Source organism: Streptomyces sp. BR123 (assembly GCF_013401435.1).
Classification (GTDB): domain Bacteria; phylum Actinomycetota; class Actinomycetes; order Streptomycetales; family Streptomycetaceae; genus Streptomyces.
The window spans coordinates 1-20,381 of sequence record NZ_JACBGN010000117.1; the positions used below are offsets into that span (position 1 = coordinate 1).

17 protein-coding genes and 1 tRNA gene are annotated in these 20,381 nt (G+C 76.2%); 4 read left to right on the plus strand and 14 right to left on the minus strand.

The genetic code is table 11. The annotated features are described in order from the left end of the window. Positions 1–28: 28 nt before the first annotated feature. From HYE82_RS19135 to HYE82_RS19145, 3 genes are read right to left on the minus strand one after another with little or no spacing between them, the layout of a single operon-like run. Positions 29–1,567, minus strand: a complete 1,539-nt coding sequence (locus HYE82_RS19135) for an AMP-binding protein (RefSeq protein ID WP_179175322.1) — start codon at positions 1,565–1,567, stop codon at positions 29–31. Then, entirely contained in the window at positions 1,567–2,319 is a 753-nt protein-coding gene (locus HYE82_RS19140; protein WP_309144377.1) for a glycosyltransferase, read from the minus strand. The genes HYE82_RS19135 and HYE82_RS19140 overlap by 1 nt, the downstream gene beginning before the upstream one ends. After that, complete coding sequence (locus tag HYE82_RS19145) at positions 2,316–3,341, minus strand: 3-oxoacyl-ACP synthase III family protein (RefSeq protein WP_179175323.1); 1,026 nt, start codon at positions 3,339–3,341, stop codon at positions 2,316–2,318. The genes HYE82_RS19140 and HYE82_RS19145 overlap by 4 nt, the downstream gene beginning before the upstream one ends. 192 nt (positions 3,342–3,533) lie before the next feature. On the opposite strand from HYE82_RS19145, the gene HYE82_RS19150 reads away from it, so the two are divergent. After that, positions 3,534–5,039: a hypothetical protein gene (locus tag HYE82_RS19150; protein ID WP_179175324.1), complete on the plus strand. Its 1,506-nt coding sequence runs from the start codon at positions 3,534–3,536 to the stop codon at positions 5,037–5,039. 96 nt (positions 5,040–5,135) lie between these two features. Next, positions 5,136–5,471 (plus strand): hypothetical protein, encoded by a 336-nt coding sequence (locus HYE82_RS19155; RefSeq protein ID WP_179175325.1) that lies wholly within the window; start codon positions 5,136–5,138, stop codon positions 5,469–5,471. Positions 5,472–5,509: 38 nt separating this feature from the next. Here HYE82_RS19155 and HYE82_RS19160 read toward each other — a convergent pair whose 3' ends face one another. The 9 genes from HYE82_RS19160 to HYE82_RS19200 all read right to left on the minus strand — a co-directional run bounded on the left by HYE82_RS19160 (position 5,510) and on the right by HYE82_RS19200 (position 18,285). Then, positions 5,510–6,841 carry a protein kinase gene (locus HYE82_RS19160; RefSeq protein WP_179175326.1) on the minus strand — a complete coding sequence of 444 codons (1,332 nt, stop codon included), beginning with the start codon at positions 6,839–6,841 and terminating at the stop codon, positions 5,510–5,512. Next, a complete protein-coding gene (locus HYE82_RS19165) occupies positions 6,838–7,764 on the minus strand; it encodes a PP2C family serine/threonine-protein phosphatase (protein WP_309144378.1) in 927 nt (308 codons plus the stop codon). Before HYE82_RS19165 ends, HYE82_RS19160 begins: the two co-directional genes overlap by 4 nt. 119 nt (positions 7,765–7,883) lie before the next feature. Next, positions 7,884–8,546, minus strand: a complete 663-nt coding sequence (locus HYE82_RS19170) for a tellurium resistance protein (RefSeq protein WP_179175337.1) — start codon at positions 8,544–8,546, stop codon at positions 7,884–7,886. Between the two features lie 16 nt (positions 8,547–8,562). After that, entirely contained in the window at positions 8,563–8,712 is a 150-nt protein-coding gene (locus tag HYE82_RS19175) for a hypothetical protein (protein WP_179175328.1), read from the minus strand. Between the two features lie 47 nt (positions 8,713–8,759). Continuing rightward, on the minus strand, positions 8,760–10,457 hold the full coding sequence (locus tag HYE82_RS19180; RefSeq protein ID WP_179175329.1) for a hypothetical protein: 1,698 nt from the start codon (positions 10,455–10,457) through the stop codon (positions 8,760–8,762). Beyond that, a complete protein-coding gene (locus HYE82_RS19185; protein ID WP_179175330.1) occupies positions 10,454–13,066 on the minus strand; it encodes a GTPase-associated protein 1-related protein in 2,613 nt (870 codons plus the stop codon). Before HYE82_RS19185 ends, HYE82_RS19180 begins: the two co-directional genes overlap by 4 nt. Next, complete coding sequence (locus HYE82_RS19190) at positions 13,063–14,346, minus strand: hypothetical protein (RefSeq protein ID WP_256987420.1); 1,284 nt, start codon at positions 14,344–14,346, stop codon at positions 13,063–13,065. The genes HYE82_RS19185 and HYE82_RS19190 overlap by 4 nt, the downstream gene beginning before the upstream one ends. Before the next feature lies 1 nt (position 14,347). Next, positions 14,348–17,260: a hypothetical protein gene (locus tag HYE82_RS19195; RefSeq protein ID WP_179175331.1), complete on the minus strand. Its 2,913-nt coding sequence runs from the start codon at positions 17,258–17,260 to the stop codon at positions 14,348–14,350. 317 nt (positions 17,261–17,577) lie between these two features. Beyond that, on the minus strand, positions 17,578–18,285 hold the full coding sequence (locus HYE82_RS19200) for a hypothetical protein (RefSeq protein WP_179175332.1): 708 nt from the start codon (positions 18,283–18,285) through the stop codon (positions 17,578–17,580). Positions 18,286–18,358: 73 nt separating this feature from the next. Here HYE82_RS19200 and HYE82_RS19205 point away from each other — a divergent pair, with 73 nt between their 5' ends. After that, positions 18,359–19,126 carry an alpha/beta fold hydrolase gene (locus HYE82_RS19205; protein ID WP_179175333.1) on the plus strand — a complete coding sequence of 256 codons (768 nt, stop codon included), beginning with the start codon at positions 18,359–18,361 and terminating at the stop codon, positions 19,124–19,126. Between the two features lie 51 nt (positions 19,127–19,177). On the opposite strand, the gene HYE82_RS19210 is transcribed toward HYE82_RS19205, so the two are convergent. Together HYE82_RS19210 and HYE82_RS19215 are read right to left on the minus strand one after the other, a co-directional pair. Then, a tRNA-His gene (locus tag HYE82_RS19210) sits at positions 19,178–19,250 on the minus strand. A gap of 92 nt (positions 19,251–19,342) precedes the next feature. Continuing rightward, positions 19,343–20,152, minus strand: coding sequence for a hypothetical protein (locus HYE82_RS19215; RefSeq protein WP_179175334.1), 810 nt, complete (start codon positions 20,150–20,152; stop codon positions 19,343–19,345). Between the two features lie 77 nt (positions 20,153–20,229). Between HYE82_RS19215 and HYE82_RS19220 the strand changes: the two genes are divergently transcribed. Continuing rightward, positions 20,230–20,381 (plus strand): LysR family transcriptional regulator (locus HYE82_RS19220; protein ID WP_179175335.1); only part of this gene is annotated, 152 nt, incomplete at its 3' end.

Consider the following 20,381-nt stretch of genomic DNA (forward strand, 5'->3'; position numbering starts at 1 on the left):
GTCGGGGACCCCGGGGCCGTGGGGGCGTTCATCGGGCGGCCCCGAGGCGCGAGGCGGCCAGGGCCGCGGCTGCCGCGCGGTCCGGTTTGCGGGACCGCCCGGACAGCGGGACCTCCGCGAACAGCACCGCGTCGGGCCGGGCGGATCCCATCCGCCGCAGCGGATCCGCCAGCGAGGCCCGCAACTCCGGCACGGCGGCCCCGTGCCGCGGCTGTACGACGGCGACGAGCCTCTCGTCGCCCGCCGCCTCCGCGGCCCCGGCGGCCGGGACTCCGACGAGTACGGCCAGCTCCACCCCCGGCACGTGCAGCGAGGGCTCGTACAGGCCCGGGTAGATGTTCTCGGCGCGGCGCAGCACCATGTCCTTCGTCCTTCCCTCCAGTACGATCCGTCCCGTCCCGTCGAGCCGGGCGCGGTCCCCCGTCCGCACCCACGGGTCGGGCTCCTCGCCGAGGTAGCGGTGCCGGGCCGCCGGTCCGGCCAGCAGCAGCTGCCCGTCCTCGTCCGTCTTCGCCGCCACCCCCGGCAGCGGGGCGCCCACCAGGTCGCCGGGGCCGTCGTACGCGGCCTTCTCCGCCGCCTCCACGGCGGCGGCCGGGAAGAGCTCGGTCAGCGCGTACACCCCCCAGGCCCGTTCGGCGCCCGCATCCCGTACGCGGCCCAGCAGTTCGGCGCCGGCCGGGGCCGAGCCCGTCCACACCCGGCCGTGGAACCGGGCGTCCGCCCGCAGGGCGTCCCGCAGTTGAGGCGGAGTCAGGTAGGTGTCGGCCGGCTTCAGGCGGTGCAGCTGCCGGGCCAGGACCCGCGGGGACCGGGCGGGGAGGGCGACGGGGGCGCCGCGGGTGAGTGCGGGGACGAGCACGAAGAAGGTGCCCCCGAGTACCGGTCGGCCGTCATGGCGGGGGCCCGCGGACCCCGCCTGCTCCCCGGCCTGCGCGAACAGGGTGCTCACCGTCTCCATCCCCGCGGCGAGGCCCGCCCGCGTGTGCACCACGGCCCGCGGCTTCGAGGTGGTCCCCGAGGTGAAGACGATCACCGCGTCGGCGTCCCCCGCCACGGCGGCGCCGCGACCCGCCGGGCCCGCCGGCCGCGGAGCCCGCAGGTCCAGCGAAGGGGCGCACCCCGGCAGCCACGGCCCGACCGTGGCCACCGGCCCGCCGAGCCCGGCCAGGTCGGGCAGTGCGAGCCGGGCCCTGCGGGCCAGCGGACGGGCCCACCCGGCAACCGCCTGCGCGGCCGCGTCGGCCACCACCAGGGAGGGCCGGGCCAGCGCGAGCCGGGCGCGCAGCACGTCGGGCCCGGCCCCGGGGTCGAGGACGGCGCCGCGCAGCCCGAGCCGCCACAGTGCCAGCAGCAGGGCGAGGGCCCGCGGCCCGGGCCGGACGGCGACGCCGACCGTGTCCCCGGGGCGCAGCCCCCGCGCGTGGAGGGCGGCGGCGTACGCGTCGGCCAGGCCGGCGAGTTCGCCGCACCGGGCCCGCACCCGGGGCGTGCCCGTACGGGAGGCGGTCAGGACGGCCGGCCGGTCGGGGCGGCTGCGCAGCGCGTGGTCGAGTCGGTCGAGCATCAGCGGGGGTCGTCCGTTCCGTGAGGGCCGCTGCCCTGGTCGAGGTACCAGCGGGCGGTGCCGAGGATCCCGTACGCCCGAAGCCGGCGCGTGGAGTTCTCCACGACCATGGACCGGCAGCGGCTGATGCGGTCCGTGTGGCGGCGTACGGAGTTCAGGAAGAGCCGGTCGGTGGGCGACGGCCGCCGCGGCATGCCGCCGACCGCCAGGTACAGCTCGGCGGTGATGGCCATGTTGTTCCCGGCGTGCATGCGGTACGGGGCCCGGAACTCGCCCCGCCGCACGTGCTGCGGCCGCAGCCGCCCGAACAGTGCCGCGAGGGAGACCAGCGCGGCGAACCCGGCCCGGCCGACCGGCCCGTGCTCGTCCCGCCGGGCGGTGATCCGCCCGCACACCAGGCCCGGCCGGGCCGTCAGCGCGGCCCGCGCGGCTCCCGCCCAGCCGGGCCGGGGGAGGCAGTCGGCGTCCGTACGGGCCAGCAGGGTCGCGCCCTGCCCGATGGCGTACCGGAAGCCGGTGTCCACGGCGGAGCCGACGCCCTTCTCCGGCTCCTCCAGCACCCGCACCGGGAAGGGGGCGTCCGCCGCGAACTCCCGGGCGATGTCCCCGGTCCGGTCCGTGGAGGCGTTGTCGACGACCAGCAGCGTGAAGTCCCGGTCGCGCTGCGCGGCGAGCGCGGCGAGCGTGCCGGGCAGCCGGGCCTCCTCCTGGTGGGCGGGCAGCACCACCCACAGCGCGTGCCCGCCGTTCACGACTTCTCCCAGACCATCGTCATGATGCTGATGCCGCCGCCCAGCCCCACGCACAGCACCCGCTCGCCCGGGGAGAGTCCGGGGAACACCCGGTCCAGCTGGACCCCGATGCTCGCGCTCGCGATGTTCCCGAGCTCGGGCACCGTCACCACCAGCTTGTCGGCCGGCACCCCGGTCAGCTCCGCGAACCGCTCCAGATACGGCACCGTCACCTGGTGCACCAGCACCTTCGCGACGCCGTCCCAGTCGAGGCCCGTGCGGTGCAGCGTCCGGTCGATGACCGCCGTGCCCACCTTCTCGAACACGCCCCGCAGCTCGTGCCCGTCACCGCGGAAGTAGGTGTACGCGTCCCCGCGCGGGTGCCGCGACCCACCGCCCGGGATGCCCCCGACCTCCCAGTGCTCCGAGTGCGTCTCGGTGTCCACGTCGAGGATCCCGCCGCGCTCCACCGCCTCCACGACCACCGCCGCGCCCGCGTCGCCGAAGGTGTACCCGGCGAAGCCGTCGCGCAGTTCCGCGAGGCTGCCCGGCGCGTACTGCACGGCCCGGCTCGGGGTCTCCCCGGTGACGACGAGGGCCCGTCGGGCCCGCCCGGCCAGGATCATCGCCCGGGCGAGGTCGATGCCGTTGACGAAGCTGTTGCAGGCGTTGGTGACGTCGAGCGCGTGGGCCCGCGTCCCGAGCTCCGCCTGCACGATGTGCGCGGTGGCCGGCTCGACCATGTCACGGGACGCGGACGCGAACAGCAGCAGGTCGATGTCGGGCCCGGTCAGCCCGGCCGCGGCCATCGCCCGGCGGGCGGCGCCCGCGGCGAGCGTCGAGGCGTACACACCGGGGCCGGCGACCCGGCGGGTGCGGATCCCGGTGGCCTGCGTGAGCAGCCTCGGCGGCAGCGCGAGGCCGCTGCGCCGCGCCACCTCCTGCTGGAGGGACTCCGAGGACAGGATCTCCTCGGGCAGCACGCTGCCGACGGCGGTGATGCCGGCGGCGCGGGGCTGCGGTCCGTACGACTGAAGGAACATGCCCTCACGATGGCAAGGCGCCCGCGGCCCGGGCCTGAGTACGGATGCTCAGATCGCACGCCAGTGCGCACCGTCCCGCCTGAGTACCCGGCCCCGCTGATCGCGTCCAACGGGGGGACAGGCGCGGCCGGTTTTCGTAGGGTGAGGGCCGAGGGGCCGATGGGCCGAGGGGCAGACCACGGGAGGGCGCGCATGAGCCAGTTGGCAACACGCCGGTTACCGCAGCTGGCGCAGTACCGGACCGACGCGGTGACCCGCCACCTGTGCGCGGGCGCCCACCTCGACGAGGACTTCGCCCGCGAGGTCGACATCGAGCTCACCGGGGACCGGCTGAACGCCATCGGACTCACCCTCGGCATCGACCTGATCGCCCTCGCCCGGCACGCCCGCGCCGCGGTCCGCCGGATCGACGTCCGGGACCGGGTCCTGACCTGGATCTGCGCCGTCTGCGTCTGGGCGGCCGTGCCCGTCCTGCTGTACGCGGCGGCCGCCGGTCCGGCGGGGCTCGGTTACGCGGCCGGACTGGCGATCGTCCTCGGCTACGGGAGCGCCTGGTGGCTCGTCCACCGCACCGAGAGCGAGGCCCGCGGGGCGGCGCTCGCCGTCGAGCACGGCTCCGACCGGGCCGCCGGCCTCGCCCCGCCGGTCGAACCCGAGGCGGAACGGCGGCTCCTGGAACAGAAGAAGGCCAACGTCGTCCCGTACACGGCGAGCGCCGAACGCACCAACCCCTTCGTCGGCAGCGGCTCGAAGCTGAAGGAGATGGTGTGGCAGCCCATCGACGTCAGCCGGCCCGCCGACGATCCGGCGGGCGGCGGCAAGCTCGCCATCAAGCCGTTCGACGCGATCGACCTGCACACCTTCGTCGCCCGCGAGATGGAGAACATCGCCGGCCTCAAGGGCCTGCGCGCCCGCAACCGGCTGTACGTGATCGGCAACCACGTCCCGTACGTCACCGAACTCCTCCCGGACCGGCTGGGCATGCCCCGCTCCCAGATCCCCAAGCAGCTCGTCCAGGCGGGCCTGGTCCAGTCCGGCGCCGGCATGCGCACCTATCTCAGCCTGGAGCGCGCCGGCGAGGGCGGCCGCGCCATCGTCTCCATGCACCTGCGGGCCCGCCTCCAGCACCCGAGCCTCACCTGGGAGGTGTCGGCGTACGGGATCCCGCCGCTGCAGGCCCGCTTCGACCGGGTGAACCAGCTGCCGGTGGACGGGTTCGAACGCTGGTGGAGCCTTGTCTCGTACGCCACCGGCGCCACCCTGTCCCTGCTGCTCGGCGCGCCCCGACGGGTCTCGCGCCGGTCGTCTGAGCAGCGCCGGCGGGCCCGTACCCTGGAGAAGTGGCGCCGCGAGATCGACAAGCGGCACCTGCTGTACGACTACGGGGCCGCCGACAGCATCCGCGAACGGGTCTCCGACTGGAAGCAGCTGGGCTTCTCCGAGCGCACCGACTCGCAGGACTTCCTGCAGCGCCTCCAACAGGGCGTGCTGATAGCGACCGAGCGGTTCCTGAAGGACCACCACGTCGACACCAGCTCCTACGACCAGGCGCAGCAGGTCATCAACACCCACACCTACAACTTCCAGGGCGACATCCACGGCCCGGGCAACTACGGCCAGGGCGGCATCATCAACGGCCCCGGCGCGGGCCCGGGCGGGCATCCGTCGGGCGGCGGCCAGGGCCCGTCGCACCCCTGAGCCCGCGGCACCCGCAGCCCCCGACATACGCAGCCCCCGACATACGCAGCACGCGGCATCCGCAGCCCCCGACATCCGCAGCGCAAGGAGAACCGCATGGGCGGCAACTACACCTTCAACGGCAACATCAACGGCCCCGCCAACTTCGGGGACAACGGCGTCATCAACGTCGGGCAGCAGGACACCGCCGACCGGACCCTCCGGCTGGCGACGCAGCTCGCCCAGTGGCTGCGCGACCAGGGTGCCGCCCCGGCCCGCGTCGAGGCGGCGGAGGTCCTGCGCGGTGAACTGGACCGCGCCGCACAGGAACGCCGCCCCGCCGAACCGGGCCTGATCCGCCGCTCCCTGGAGACCATCACCCTGGGCCTGGGCGCGGGCAGCAGCGGCCTCACCCTCGCCCAGGAGATCAGCCGCCTCCTCACCGGCAGCTGACCCGGCCCGCCCGGAACCGGCCGCGGCGGGCCGGTCGGCTACTTCGAGCGGACGACGGCGCGGGCGCCGCCGAAGTCGAGTTCCAGGCCCGAGCGGAGCGGGACCGTCTGGCCCGGGTCGACGCGCTGGGTGGTGCCGTCCGCCCGGGTGCCCGTCCAGGCCGTGGCGGACCGGTTGGCCAGGCCGAACCGGCCCGGCTTCTGCGGGTGTTCGGTCAGCTGCGCCACGAGCGTCGTGTCGCCGTAGTCGTGCCGGGCCGGCTCGGGGGCGAGGTGGTGCGCCTGCACCCGCGAGGACCGGTGCAGCAGGATGTGGTGCTCGGTGCGCGGAGGGGGAGTGGTCAGCACCAGCCGGGGCGGCAGCACCAGCGTGTTCCCGCAGCTCCAGCAGGTTCCCGCGGTGGCGGACCGCGGCTCGGTCATGTTCTGCCGCCCGCAGTGCGCACACTCCACCACCGCGTCGTACACGGCCCGCAGGGTGTCCCGCCACTGGCCCTCCCGGACCCGGGCGGCCGGGTCGTGCAGGCCCGTGGTGAAGTTCTTCGTGAACAGGTCCCGCAGCGAGGCCGGTGCCGCCGCCCAGGTGGCCAGCACGGTCTTCTGCTCGGCCGGGTCCGGGGCGTTGGACCCGTCCTGCGGGTCGAAGACGAACAGGGGCTGCTTCCCGTACAGCTTGCGCTCGGCGGCCTCGTCCAGGCAGTGGATCGCCAGCTCCCGCCGCCCCTTGAGCGGGTGGTGGTTCATCAGCAGCATGAACAGCAGCACCGACAGGGAGTGCAGGTCGGTCTGCGTGCCGGGGGTGGCCCCCGGGTCGCCGCGCACCAGTTCGGGCGCCATGAACTCCATGGTCCCCGAGATGCCGGTGCTGTCGCCCTCCACGACCGCGTTGTCGTTGTCGCAGACCAGCACGTCGCCGGTGGCCGGGTCGAAGAAGATGTTGCCCCAGGAGATGTCCCGGTACGCGATGCCCTTCGAGTGCAGCGCCTGGTACGCCTCCACCGTGTACAGGCAGGCCTTCAGCAGGGCCCGCGGCGAGGTGCTCAGCTGCCGCCGGAACAGCAGGGGCAGGCCCTTGAAGCGGTCCGGCCGGATGTCCATCAGGTACCCGAAGCCGCCGCGACCGTCGGCCACGAAGTCCAGCGGCCACAGGAAGCGGTCGTCGTCGAAGCCGCGGCCCACCAGTTGGCGGACGATGGCCTCCTGCGCCGGCGTCGCGCACGCCGGGTAGTACCACTTGAGGGCCTGGTCCCCGGCCGGGGTCCGGACCCGGTAGACCTCCCCCTGGCCGCCGGCGCCGAGCAGGTTGAAGACGTCCACGGCCATGCCGCTGTCGGTCGTCAGCCGGGTGCCGCTGTCGAGCATGCCGCTCATGTTCCACTCCAGTAAGGGTCTTCTGTCGTCGTCTCGGGGCCGGGCTCCGCCGTTCCTGCTGCGGCCCCTCCCGCGGTGCCGTCGGCCGCCCCGGGTGCCGGCACCGCCAGGGCCGTGTTCCAGGCGGCGACCAGCGTGGTGTCGTCGCCCGAGTGCTGCGAGGCCTTGCCCAGCCACTCGGGCAGCACGGCCCGGACGGCGGCCGCGCCCTGCGCCGACAGCCGGTCGTCCAGCCCGGCCATGAACTGCAGGAAGCCCCGGTCCGAGGCGAAGCTCTTGGACAGCCCGTCGGTGGAGACCGCGACCAGCCGGGGCGTCCGGGAGGGGGCCGTGACGGGCGACCAGTGCGTCCGTACGCGCAGCCACGCCTTCGGGGTGCACAGCGACTCCGTCTCGTCGCCCAGGTCGGCCTCGGCGGGGGCCAGCGGCACGCTCACCCGCCCGTCGTCCCCCACTACGGTCAGCTCGCCGTCGCCGAGCTGCCAGGCCGCGAAGACGCGGGGCGTGAGCACGGCGCCGACGAGCGTGCTGCCGTACAGCAGCAGCTTGTCGTCATCGGTCATGTCCGGCTCCTCGTGGGAGCTGGTCCGCGCCCAGTTGCCGAGCACCCGCTCCCGCCAGGCGCTGACCAGCTGGCGGGGGAAGGTGTGTTCGGCGTAGTGCATCAGCCAGGACAGGCTCGGCGGCCGCTCGTCGCCCCGCGGGCGGGCGAGCGCCCCGAACTGCCGGGCCTGCTCGACGAACAGGTCCACCGCGAAGCGGGACCCCAGGTGGCTGCGGGCGTGCGCCGCCGACCCGTGGCCGTCGGCCGCGGCCAGGATCAGCGGCTCCTCGTCGGTCCCGCGTCCCAGGGCGTCGCAGTAGTCCTGGTTGCGGGTCTTGTTGACGCCCTGCACGCTCTGGCGGAGCGTCTCCCACAGCACCCGCGGCCCCACCGGCCCCGCGGGGCCGGAAAGGTCCGCAGGTCCGGGCGGTCCGGGCGGCCCCGGGGGCAGGGGCGGCCCCGGCGGGACGGGTGGCGGCACGGGTGACACGGGGCCGCTCACCACACGTCGTCATCGTCGTCGTCGAGCACGGGCGGGGCGTACGGCGGCTGCTTGACCATGCCGTCCCCGGCGCCCGCCACCGGCTGGGAGGCCGCCTTGACCGCCGCCGTCGACGCCCAGCGGATCGCCGCCGCAAGCTGCTTGGGGCTGTTCGCGTCGAGCGGCTGGAGCTCCGGATTGCCGAGGAACTCCTGCAGCACGGTGCGGTCCGCGTCCGCCCCGATCGCGATGGCCACCCGTACGGCCTTGCGCCCCCACGGGGTCGCGTCCACCGCCCGCAGGCCCGCCTTCCAGTCGTCCGTCGGCACCCCGTCCGAGACGAGGGCGATGACCGGCTTGAGCGCGCGCTGCGGCATCGGCGGTGTGTCCAGCTCCCGCGCCACCAGCTGCAGGGCCTCGCCCAGGTTGGTCATGCCGTCGACCTGGACGTCCTGCCAGGTGAAGGTCTCCACCGGAACCGGGTCCTGGTGGTGCCAGCGCGCGGTCGTGGAGAACGTCATCGTCCGCAGCAGCAGCTGGGCCGCCGGATTGTCCTGCGCCACCGAGCGCATCTCCGGAACGGCCTCTCTGATCGCGTAGTTGAGCTGGCCGATCTTCTCGCCCTGCATCGAGTACGAGCAGTCGAGCAGCCAGATGAAGTGGACCGGCCGGTTCGCCATCGGCCCGCCGGGGATGTCACTCACTGCTGATCTCCTTCAACTCCCAAAGCCATTGGGGTACGTACTGCACGAGCGCCGCCAGCCCGGCGGCCGCCGTCATCGCGACCGCCACCACGAGCAGGGCCAGCATCAGCCGCCGCCCCCGCGCGATCTGCGGTGTCACCATGGGGTGTTGCTCCTTCCCGCGACCCTAGCCAGTCGCCCCGGCCCTCGTCACAGGCTTGATCGATTCGGTGTGCCGCGGGTGGCGGAACCACGCGGCCGGGGCAGCCGCGCGATCTGCTTCAGCCCCGGCGGCCGACCTCCGCGGGGAGGGCCCCCCGGGATCCCGGCCGGGCCGCGGACCCGCAGTCCCGTCCGGGCCAGCAGCCACAGCACCGGTTCGGCCGCCCGCAGCTGCTCCGACTCCAGGGCCCCCGCCCCGGTGGCGGCGCGGGCGCTGACGGCCCAGAAGCGGGCCGCCGCGAAGTCGTGGCCCAGCGACCGCACCAGGTCGCCCAGCCCGATCTCCTCCAGCCAGGCGTCCACCGGCCCGTCCCCGGGCCGGGGCAGCGAGTCCAGCCGGTCCAGCACGTCCCGCTTGGTCACGACCGCCGCCACGCCCAGGCGCCGCCGCCGGCCGCCCAGGCCCTGCAGCTCGCCGGTGAAACCCGCGTACGTCTCCACCGGGCCCAGGTCGGCGGGCCGGGCGGCCACCGCCAGCTGCCCGTCGCCCGCGCGCAGGGTGCGGCGGACCACGGGCGAGGCCAGCACGTCCGCGACCAGCAGCACCCCGTCGGCGTGCGCCAGGTACTGCTGGCGGCGGGTGGTGTCCGCGTCCCGCAGGGACTCGCCCATCGGGTCGTACACGTACAGCAGCCGCTGCCGCCGCAACAGCCGCCCGCGGCCCTTCCCGACCAGCAGCATCAGCGCACGAGGCTGCCCGCCCTGGGTCTTCAGCGCCCAGCCCGCGGCGTCCACCTGCCGGCCGAGGGCGGTGGCCTCGTTCCGGTCGGCGGGGGAGGCGTACTCGACGGTCAGCCCGGACGTGCGCGACCAGGCCCCCAGCCCGTCCAGTACGGCCGCCAACAGCATCGTCTTGCCGGCGGAGGTGCCGCCGACCAGCGGCAGGTGCACCACCCGCGTCGTGCCGACGGCCATCGGCAGCCCCTGGTCGCAGTGCGGGCAGCGCGCGGTGAGCCTGCTCCGGCCGGCCAGCGCGGTCGTGGGCAGCGGTCGGCCGCAGCGGCAGATGTGCCGCACCACCCCGTACCGGCCGGCCCGCAGCTCGCGGTGGGCCGCACCGCAGCCCGGGCAGACGTACACGGCCAGCGGGAACGGCCGGTAGCAGCCGGGGTACGGGCACTTCATGCGGATGCCGCGCACCAGCTTCCACAGCCGGTCCGCGCCCCGCCCGGCCAGCACCCCGGCCAGCACGACGCCCGTCACCAGCACCAGCTGCGCGGCGAACGCGACCGCGACCCCGGCCAGCAGCACCCACGCCAGCAGCGCCGACAACACCGCGGCCAGCGCCATCCCGGGGGCGATCAGCCGCAGCACCAGGCGGCCGATCCAGTGCTCGGCCTCCTCCCCGGTGTAGCCGCTGCAGCCGCGCAGCAGCCTGCCCCGGACCATCTCGTCCAGCCAGTGCCGGGTCAGCAGGTACCACACCAGCTCGACGGCGGCCCGTCCGGCCCCCGCCGTGTCGACCCACATCTGCAGCGCCCAGTACGCCGTTTTCGCCGGCTCCGCCCCGGGAGGCGGGGCATCGATCCGCGGGTCCGGGCTTCCGGGGACGCGGGGGCCGAACGCCGACGCGGCGGCCCGCAGCGCCAGGCCCAGGAACCGCCACAGCCCGTAGCCGACGCACACCGCCACCCCGATGGCCCCGGTGGCGTACAGGACGATCTGCAGGACGAGTTCGGGATTCACGGCAGCCGCCCTTCCTTCCCGTCGCCGCCCCGGCCGCCGTCCTCGCCGACGGCGTGGGGCGGGCCGCCCGGAGCGGCCGGGCCGCCGGGGACGATGGGCCCGCCGCCCCCGCCGCGGGGCGGCGGATCGGCGGGAGCGCCGCCCCGGCCGCCGCCCTTCGCGGCGCGCCGCGTCCCCCGGCCGGCCCCGGTGAAGCGGTCCCGCAGCCGCCCGAAGGCACCGGGCCGCTGCCAGCCGCGGAACTCCTGCACCCAGCGCCCGCCGAGCCTGCCCAGCGCCTCCTCCAGGGCCGCGAGCCCGTCCGGCGGCAAGCCCCGTACGACCGGCCGCATCACACCGTCCAGGAGATCCGTACGGGCCTCCTGCCACACCGGGCCCGCTTGCGGCTGCGAGGACCAGGTCGCGAAGCACTCGGCCGCGTAGCCGGGGTCGAAGCGGAGCCGGTCCACGACCCGGGGCTCGCGGGCGGCCTGCCGGTACGCGGCCAGCAGCGCCGTGTCGTTGCTCTCGATCAGGGCCCGCAGCTCGCTGTCGGGCCGCTCCTCGGCCGCCAGCAGCCTCGCCGCGACCGCCCCGTAGGCGTGGTCCCGGGCGGCGGCCGACGGGTTCAGCGTCCCCAGGTCCAGCGCCTGCCGCACCCAGCCCGGCCCCGCCGCGCCCGCGCGCAGGTTCCGGGCCAGCTCCAGCATCAGCAGCGACGGCCGCAGCGCGGACGGGAGTTCGGCCGCGAAGTGCCGCAGCAGCTCCGGGGCCAGCTCCTCCGCCGCCGGGTCCTCGGCCGGGGCGTCCACCGCCGCCCGCGCGAGCAGCTCCCACGTGCCGGCCTCCCGGTGGGGCCCGGGGCCCGTCGACGTGAGGAGCAGCCAGGCCTCGTGCGCTCCCGGCGCCCCCTCGGGCCACACCAGCCGCATCGCGGTCCGCAGCACGAGCGGCTCCGCCTCCAGCGGGACCCCGGCCGCCTGCACCAGGCCGGTCAGCGCCCGCACCCGGTCCCCGCCCGGCTCCGGCCCCCGCGCACACATCCGCAGGTGCGGCAGGGCGTCGGCCGCCGCCAGCCGCAGCGGGGTCCGGGCGAACACCCGGGCCGCCGCGGCCGGATCGCCCGCCGCGAGCCCGTCCAGCCGGTCCAGGACGAGGGCCCGCAGCCCCGGCATCCCGTCCAGCGCGGCCCGCACCGGCTCCCCGTACGTCCCCTCCGGGTCGGCGATCAGGGCCCGCGCCAGATGCCGGGCCACCTCCGGCAGCACGTCGCCGCTGTCGATCCCGAGCTCGGCACCGGCCCGCAGCAGGCCCAACCGGTCCGCCGGCCCGCGCTGCGGGTCCGTCAGCGCCGCCCGCAGCTCCGGCCCCAGCTCCGCACCGAGCCGCAGCCGGACGGCCTCGCCCAGCAGCCCGGTCGGCGGGACGGCGCCGCCGGAGCGCACCGCCCGGGCCAGGGCCAGCGCCGCGAGCGGCTCGGTCACCGCCGCCGGGGCCCACCCGGCCAGGGCCGCCAGCAGCCGCCCGCACGCGGCGGCCTCCGCAGACGCTGCCTCCGCAGACGCTGCCTCCCCGTCCGCCTCGCCTGCGCACCCGCTGCCGTCCGCCGGGCGGCCCAGGGCCGCGGCCAGCGCGTGCAGCCGTCCGCCGTCCAGAGCCTCGCGGTGCCCGGCCGCCCAGTCGGCGGCCGCCGTCCGGCCCACCGGGTCCAGCGGGACGCCGGCCGCCAGGGCGAGCGCGGCCAGCGGCCCGGCCGCGAACGGCTCGGCGGACAGCCGCCGGACCTCCGCGAACAGCTCCTGCCGCCCCGCCTGCCAGACCCGCGCGGCGGTCTGCGCCCACGCGTCGGGGGCGGGTGCGGGAGCCGCCGCCCGGGCGGCGTCGTACACCCGGTAGCGGTGCTCCTGCCCGGCCAGGCCCAGCCCGTCGTCCGGCAGCACGCCGATGATCTGCTGCCGGGCGAGCTGAGGCCGCCGCGTGTACGTGGTGAAGGTCAGCCACTGGCCCCGCTGGTGCGGCAGCACACTGCACGCCAGCATGATCCAGCGGGCCGCGGCCTCGCTGTCCGGCTCCACCACGACGATCTGCGGAGCGGCGGGATCCTCGCCGAGCCGGCGCACGTCCGCGAAGAACCCCGCCAGCCACGGCCCCCGTGCGCCCACGAACGCCGCCAGCGCCTCCCGGTCCAGCGGCCCCGGCACGGGCACCGACGCCAGCGGCGGCAGGGGCGCCCCGGGCGGCGGGCTCTCGTCGGCCCACTGCGGGGACCCCCAGGAGGTGATCGGCAGCGGCCCCTCGGCCGGCCGGTCCGGCCCGGCGGGCTGCGGCAGGTGCACGGCGTGCGCGTGGAAGTTGCCCCAGCGGCCGCTGTAGTCGGCGCCGGTGTAGACGGAGCGGGACAGCAGCCGACTGCCGTCGCCGAGCACGTTCAGGCTCAACGCCTGGGGAAACACGCGCAGTTGCTCCGGACCGGGGCGCGGCGGCGCGTCCCGGGGCGGCTCGTACCCGATCAGCTGCTCGGCCTCCCGCAGCAGCGACACGGGCACGCCGGGGCTGACCGCGGTGAACCGGAAGCCCGACCCGTCCGGGCCGGGCGGCGCCGAGGTGTAGTGCAGTTGCGCGAGGCTCACGCCGCTCCTCCCGATGCGGTACGCCGACTGCTGCCGCTCGCGGCGGCGCTGCCGGCCGGGGTCCGCCGCAGCAGCCCGCCCAGCCCCAGCAGCCACAGCAGGGGGTCCTCCACGCGCAGCGGCTGCGGACCCGACTTCGGGGCGTCGGACGGGGACTCCGCGGGCGGCGGGGAGCCCAGCGCGGAGATCCCGAAGAGCGACAGCTGCGCGAAGTCCCGCTCCAGCTGTCGGAACAGCGCCCCCGAGTCCCAGCTGTCGAGCAGGGCCCGCATCTCCTCGTGCACGGCCAGCCGGTCCTCGTCGTCCAGCACGCCGCCCGAGTGGTCGGCGTTGCGCCGCACCGGGGAATGCGGGCCCACCAGCGAGAACAGGGAGTCGGTCTTGGTCACGGCGACCGCCACCGGGGTGGTGACCCGGCCCCGGCTGCTGCCCCGGCCGTGCGCGCGCAGCTGCGCCGCGAGGTCGGCCGCGATCTGCTGCGGCGGGGTCTCCACGGTCGGCAGGGGCAGCCCGCCGTCCACGGGCAGCTGGTCCCGTACGGCCCGCATCTGCAGCGGGTCCACCAGCAGGATGATCCCGTCGGCCGCGGCCAGGTAGTGGGTGTAGCGGTCCATGGCCTCCGCGCTGCCGAGGTCCTCGCCGGCCGCGTCGAAGAACACGAGCGCCGTGTGCCGGCTGCCGTCGCCGAGCAGCCGGCGGCGCAGCGGCAGGCTCAGCCGGTACAGCAGCGGGTCGTTGAAGCCGAGCGCCGCGGGTCTGGTCGCCCCCGGCAGCCGCAGCCGGTCGTACAGGTCCTCGGCCATCTCGCGGTCCCGGCGCTGGGTCTCGCCGCCCATCGCGGTGATCGACGCGCCGTACGCCCGGCCGACGCGGTTGCGGAGTTCGTTGATCAGCACGGAGACGTACGTGCTCTTCCCGGACGCCTTCGGGCCGAGCAGGGCGATGATCCGGGTGTCCTGGTCGCAGTAGTCGCTGGGGAAGTCGCTGTGGCAGCGCAGGCAGACCCGGACCGGGGTGGACACCCCGCAGTGGGGGCAGTCCGCGCGGGAGGCGCCGCCGCTGCCGAGGCGGCCGGCGAGTCCGCGCGGCCCGGGGAAGACCGGGCCGCGCAGGGTGAGCGCGGGCGGCACGCTCGGGCCCATGAACTCGGCCCACACGGTGTCGAGTTCGGCGGTGCAGGGTTTGCCCCCGCGCACCCCGGTCGCGGACATCTGGCAGCGGAAGGGCAGCCGGGCGGCGGAGGAGCGGTCGAAGCAGTAGGGGCAGACGACGGAGGTCATGTCAGCGGACCACCAGGGAGGTGAGGGAGGGCTCGTCGAGCCGGACGGAGGCGGCACGGCCGCCGAGGAGGAAACCGCGCACGGCATACGGGCCGGCGGCGGGCGGGTGGGGGACGATCTCGCGCTCCACGGTCCCGGCGGCGGCGAGCTCGCTGCCGGTCACGCGACACAGCTCGGCCCCGTCGGCGGGCCGGCGGGGGCGGGCCGCGCCGCCGCCCGCGCCCGCGACGAGGACGAAGTCGGGCAGGCCTGCCCCCGGGTCGCCGCCGGGCGCGAGCAGGGTGACGCGGAGCACGGCGGGACCGCGGCGCAGCATCCGCCGCTGCCCTGGCAGCACCCGGTAGGCGATGGCGACGTCGGCGGGCAGCAGGAACTGCCCGGCGTCGCCCGGGGCGGCCACCGTCGCGAGGGAGCTGCGGGGGGCGGCGTACGCGGTGATCCGGACGGCGCCGGGCCCGACCGGCAGCTCCAGGCCCTCACGCAGGAACACGGCCCGCACGACGGGGTGCTCGACGGCCTCACCGCCTGCCTCGGGCGTGGTGGTGGCGACGACGACCCGGCCGGCGTCGTCGGGCCACTCGAAGGCGATGCGGGCGCGGCCGGCGGAGGTCCGGTGGGCGGTGAGCCCGGCCACCGGCCGCGGGGCCTCGACGGCGGTGCTCGGCCCGGCCAGGGCGCGCGCGCCGAGCACGGCCACGGCGCTGACGGTGGCCAGCGTCCCGGGCGGCGGGTCCGCGGCCCCGGCCGCGTCCACCCAGGGCAGCGCCGGCGGCAGCCCGTCGGCCGCCAGCTCGGCCCCCTCGGCGGGGGCCTCGCCGGGCCACTGCACGATCCGTACGTCGGCCCCCGCACCCCCCGTCCAGCGCAGCCGCAGCCCACCGCCGTCCCGCGCCCGTGCACCCAGGGCCACCACGGGCTCCGGCCACGCGTGCACGGTGACCTCCCCCTCGACCCCGAGCGACAGCACGTCCCCCCGCGGCCCCGCGTACCGCGCCCGAACCCGCACGGCATGCGCCCCCACCGCGACACCGCCGAACCGCACGCCCTCGCCGCCGTCGCCGCCGCCCACGGACGCGTCGATGCCCCCGGCCCGCTGCTCCGCGTCGCCGACCCCGACGTCGGCCGTCCCGCGCCCGGGTCCGTAGGTGACAGCCCCGTCCGCGGCTGCTGGACCGGGGCTGCCCGCCGCCCCCGAGGACGCGCTCCCGGAAGCCGGATGTCCGGCGGTGGCGCTCCCGGCCGCGGTGAAGCCGGGTATGACGGACCCGTGCGGCACAGTGCGCCCGTCGGGCCCGGTCACGGTCACCTCGACCCCGACCGCCCCGGCGGGGCGTAACCAGGAGGCCTCGATCCGGGCCCGCCCGTCGGCGAGCACCAGCCCCTCCACCTCCGGCGCGACCAGCAACACCGCACTCACCAGCACCCCCGCGTCCCCGGCCGCACCGTCGTCGCCGCGTACGGGCGACCCCGGGCCGGTCGCGGTGGAGCCGTGCCCGCTGACCGGGCCCGCAGCCGCAGCGGGGCTCCCGGCCGCACCGCCGGGTGTGGCGGGGGCGTGGCCACGGACCCGCGTCCCGCGGCCCGCCGAGCCGACGGCCCCGGTCCCGGCCGCGCGGGCGGCAGGGCCGGGGTCCGGCGGTGGCGTGTCGCGGGGGAGGGCCACGTACCGGACCTGGCGGCCCAGGGGGGCCTCGGGGTCGGTGACCGGGCCGGTCACCGGATCTCCCGGGATCTCCGTCAGCGGAACGGTGAGCGGTTCGCCACGGACCAGCCTGACGATCCGCCAGCCAGCCCCGCCAGCCCCGGCCGTCCCTGCCGGATTGCCGCCGGTCGGTCCGGAAGTTCCGGCCGGTTCGCCGGCCGGCGAACCGGTGGTACCGACCGCAGCGGTTTCGGTGTCGGCGTTTCCGGCGGCAGTCGCTCCGCCGCCAACCGGGATTCCGGCAGCCCCGCTGCGACCGGCAGGCCCGGCCGATTCGCGGTCCGCCGGTCCGGCGGTTCCGGCCGGTCCGGTGGTACCGACCGCAGCCGTTTCGGCGTCAGGCGGTCCTGCAGGCCCGGCCGTTTCGTCGTCGGACGGGAGGTGCCGGAGCTCGACCCCCGCCCCCGCCGGTCTGAGGGTGGCCGTCAGGCGGCCGTACGTCGGGGTGTGCGTGCGGACGAGGCCGCGTACGGCGCGCGGGCAGTCCCAGGCCAGGCGGGCGGCCCGGCCGTAGCGGGCCGCGGCCTCCTCCAGGTCCCCGCGGTCCTCGCAGTCCCGGGCTTCGTCCAGGAGCGCGTCCACGTCGCGGACCCGCGTGGCGATCCCGGTGAGCCGATCCGCCAGCAGCCGGTCCCCGCCGGCGGGCGGGAGTGCGGCCGCGCACAGGGCGGCGGCCCGGATCCGGCCCTGCGACCAGGCGTCCTCCAGGCTCTCGGCGGCGGCCCGTCCCGCCGCGTCCAGCCGGGCCCGCCCGGCCGCGGCTCGCACCAGTGCGGCCGCTTCGGCGGGGTCGATCCCGAGGGCGGCGGCCGTCTCGGGCCGGTCCCCTCGGGGGTGGTCGTGCAGCAGCTGCACCAGCTGGTAGAGCAGGATCCGGCGCAGCGCGGCGGGATCCCGCTCCTGTATCCCGGCGAGCCGCTCGACCAGCGCCGCGGCCCCGGACCCGGCGCGGGCCGCCACCGGCCCCCTCAGCACCGCCGCGCCCACGTGTCGCCGCCGGCCCGGTCCCTCGACGGCGAAGATCCCGTCCAGGACGCGCAGCCGCCCGCCGGGCGGGACGAGCAACTCGCCCAAGTGGCCTATACCCAGGCCCTGTTGAGCGGCGGCGAGTTCTCCGTACCGCTCCACCAGCGGAGCGACCGGCAGGCCGGTGAGCGCCCGCGACAGCCCGAGGGCATGCCCGAAGCCGGCCCCCGTACCCGTCCCCGTCATGCCCCCGTGCCCCCCGTGCCGTGTGTCCGGAAGTCATTCCACCAGATCGGGGCGGCCGCCGGGAGTGCTTTGCGTCCTCCCGCCGTACCGCGGGACGTCACGGGCTGCGCTCCGTCCGGTACCCCGGGCAGGAAGCTCCGCCCGTGCGCCAGAACTCGTTCGGTCCGGCCAGTGCGATCGGAGCATCACCGCCATGCGCAGCCGCATTCGCCCGTATCCGAAGAATCGCACGGTACGGGAACTGTACGAACGGGCTCGACTCGTCACGCCATCGGACTTGCTGCCCCGCTGAAACACGGAACACGGCGCTCGCCGATTCAGGGGCGTCGGATCCGGTCCTCCGGGAGGCGCAGCAGGCGACGTTCCAGGACCGGGAGGTCGGCCGGGCGGTGGCGGCGGGCGTGGCCGAGCAGCAGGCCTCGTGCGGTCTCGGGGACCCGGCGGTGCTTGGGGTGGCGGGTGGTGAAGTGCTCGCCCGCGAAGAACGCCACGGCCGCGTCGAGTCCGGCGCGGCCGGTCTCCCGCACCGCCCAGGCCAGGTCCTCGGTGCGCGCCGCGGCGAGGATCCGCTCGGGTGCCCGTACGGCCAGCAGCCGGGCGGCATCGCGGGGCTCCTCCCGTACGGCGCCCATCCAGGCGAACACCACGGCCAGCGGTACGCCCGGGACCGTTTCGGGGCCCGGCTCGCCGCCGTCGGCCCAGGCGGCCGCGTACTCCCTCAGCTCCGGCGGGGCCGCCGCGACCCAGCGGGCGCGGTGGCGGGCGGGGATGCCGGTGGGGGAGAGCGGGTCGAGGAGCCGGAGCAGCTCCGGGGTGACGGGCCGCGCGCCCGCCGCCTCGCTGCACATGCACGTGAAGGTACCGCCGTGCGGGTCGGGTCCGGTCGGCGGCGGCAGGGCCTCCACCTCGGCGATCTCCGCCGGATCGGTGATCTCGTAGTCGCCCGGGTGGTGGGGGTGCCGGGCGCCGTCGGGCCGGGAGAAGTCCCCCTCGACCAGGGGCTTGCGGGGCGGAAGCGGAGTCACGGTGTGATGGTAGGCGGGCTGGGCAGAACGTACGGCGTCGGTTACCGCCTCCTCCGCCACAGAGGGAGAACGCATGGCCATCGCCCACCGCAGGATCGGCACCGGACCGCTGCGCGCCATCGTGCTGCACGACTGGTTCGGCACCTCCGCCAACTGGGGCTCCGTGCTGGACCACTTCGACCCGGAGGGCTTCTCGTACGCCTTCCCGGACTACCGCGGCTACGGCGACCGCCGGGACGTCCCCGGGCACTACCACCTCGCAGAGATCGCCGACGACGTCCTCTCCCTCGCCGACGAGCTCGGCTGGGACACCTTCTCCCTCATCGGCCACTCCATGGGCGGCAAGGCCATCCAGCAGGTCCTGGTCCGCGCTCCCGAGCGGGTCGAGAAGCTGATCGGCGTCAACCCGGTCCCGGCGGGCCCCTACGAGATGGACCACGCCACCCACGCCCTCTTCCACGGCGCCGCCGACAGCCCGGAGAACCGGCGCGTCATCCTCGACCTGGTCACCGGCCACCGCGCGAGCCGCCACTGGCTGGACCGCATGGTCGCGCACTCCGTCGCCGTCTCCCGCCCCGAGGCCTTCGCCGCCTACCTGTCGAGCTGGCAGTCGCTGGACCTGTCCGCCGCCGTGAAGGGCAGCACCGTCCCGGTCCTGGTCCTCGCGGGGGAGTACGACCTCGCGCTCAGCCCCGATGTGATGCACGCCACGTGGCAGGTCACGTACCCGAACTGCCGGGTCCTCCCGCTCCCCGGGGCCGGCCACTACCCGCCGCACGAGACGCCGGTGGCCTTCGTCACAGCGGTCGAGGACTTCCTCCGCTCCGACCGGGAGCAGTGAAAAAGCCCGTAGGGGCACGAGAACGGATCTCGTGCCCCTACGGGACGGAAGGGTGAGTGACGGGACTCGAACCCGCGGCCACCTGGACCACAACCAGGTGCTCTACCAACTGAGCTACACCCACCACGAAGGGCGGCGGGCCGCCCGTTCGATGTGCACGCACAGCATAGCCGATCAGGCGGGTGGTCCTGCGACGCGATATCCGGCCGGGCGCGGTCAGGCGGGCCGCGCCGCCGGCCCGGCGGCGGCGTGTGCGACGGCCGCGGCCGCGAGGGCCTTGACGATCGGGTGCGGGCGGCTCCCGTCGCCGTGCAGTTCCGGCTGGAACAGCGTGGCCAGGAAGAACGGGTGGCCCGGCAGCTCCGCGATCCGCGGCTGCCCGTCCTCGTCGTGCCCCGAAAGGCGCAGGCCGTGGGCGGTGAGCGCCGGCAGGTGCCGCGGCTCGGGCCCGTAGTTGCAGTGGTACCGCTCCGTCGTCCGCTCCGCGCCGAGCACCGACTCGGCGAGCGAGCCGGGCTCCACCCGTACGACGCCCTCGTGGCCGACGAGCGAACAGGCCAGCGGGGTGATGAGCAGGTCCTCGGCGCCGGGGTCGTTCTCGGCGTGCGCGATGCCGGACAGTCCGCAGGCCGTGCGGGCGTACTCCAGGAGGGCGTGCTGGAAGCCGCCGCAGGTCCCGAGGAACGGAATGCCCTCCTCCCGGGCCACGCGGACCGCCGCCAGCGCCCCGGCCTCGCTGGCGTACGGGCTGCCGGGCAGCAGCCAGACCGCGTCGAAGCGGGCCAGGGCCCCGGAGGCGGCCTCGGCCCCGGCGTCGGCGGTGGGGATCCAGTACGCGTCCAGGACCAAGCCGTCGAGGGCTGCGAGGGCGTCGAGGAGGAGCGGGATCCGGGTGTGCGACGTGACGTGCGGGGAGCGGTCGCCGACGAGGGCGAGCCGGGCGACGGGCGCGCCCGGTCCGTTCTGCGTGCCGAGGGCGGCGTCGAAGGCGGTGCCGACGGCGGTTCCGGTGGTCGTGTTGGTCATGTCGATCATCCTGGCGGCGACCCCCACTTCAGCACCAACGATTGTTCCTGCATGATCGATAAGCGAAGCTGATGGCCATGGATCCGCACCTCCTGCGCACCTTCGTCACCGTGGCCCGGCTGTCCTCCTTCTCCGCCGCCGCCCGCGAGCTCGGCTACACCCAGTCCGCCGTGTCCCAGCACATCGCCGCCCTGGAGGGCGACCTCCGCACCGGGCTGCTCACCCGCCG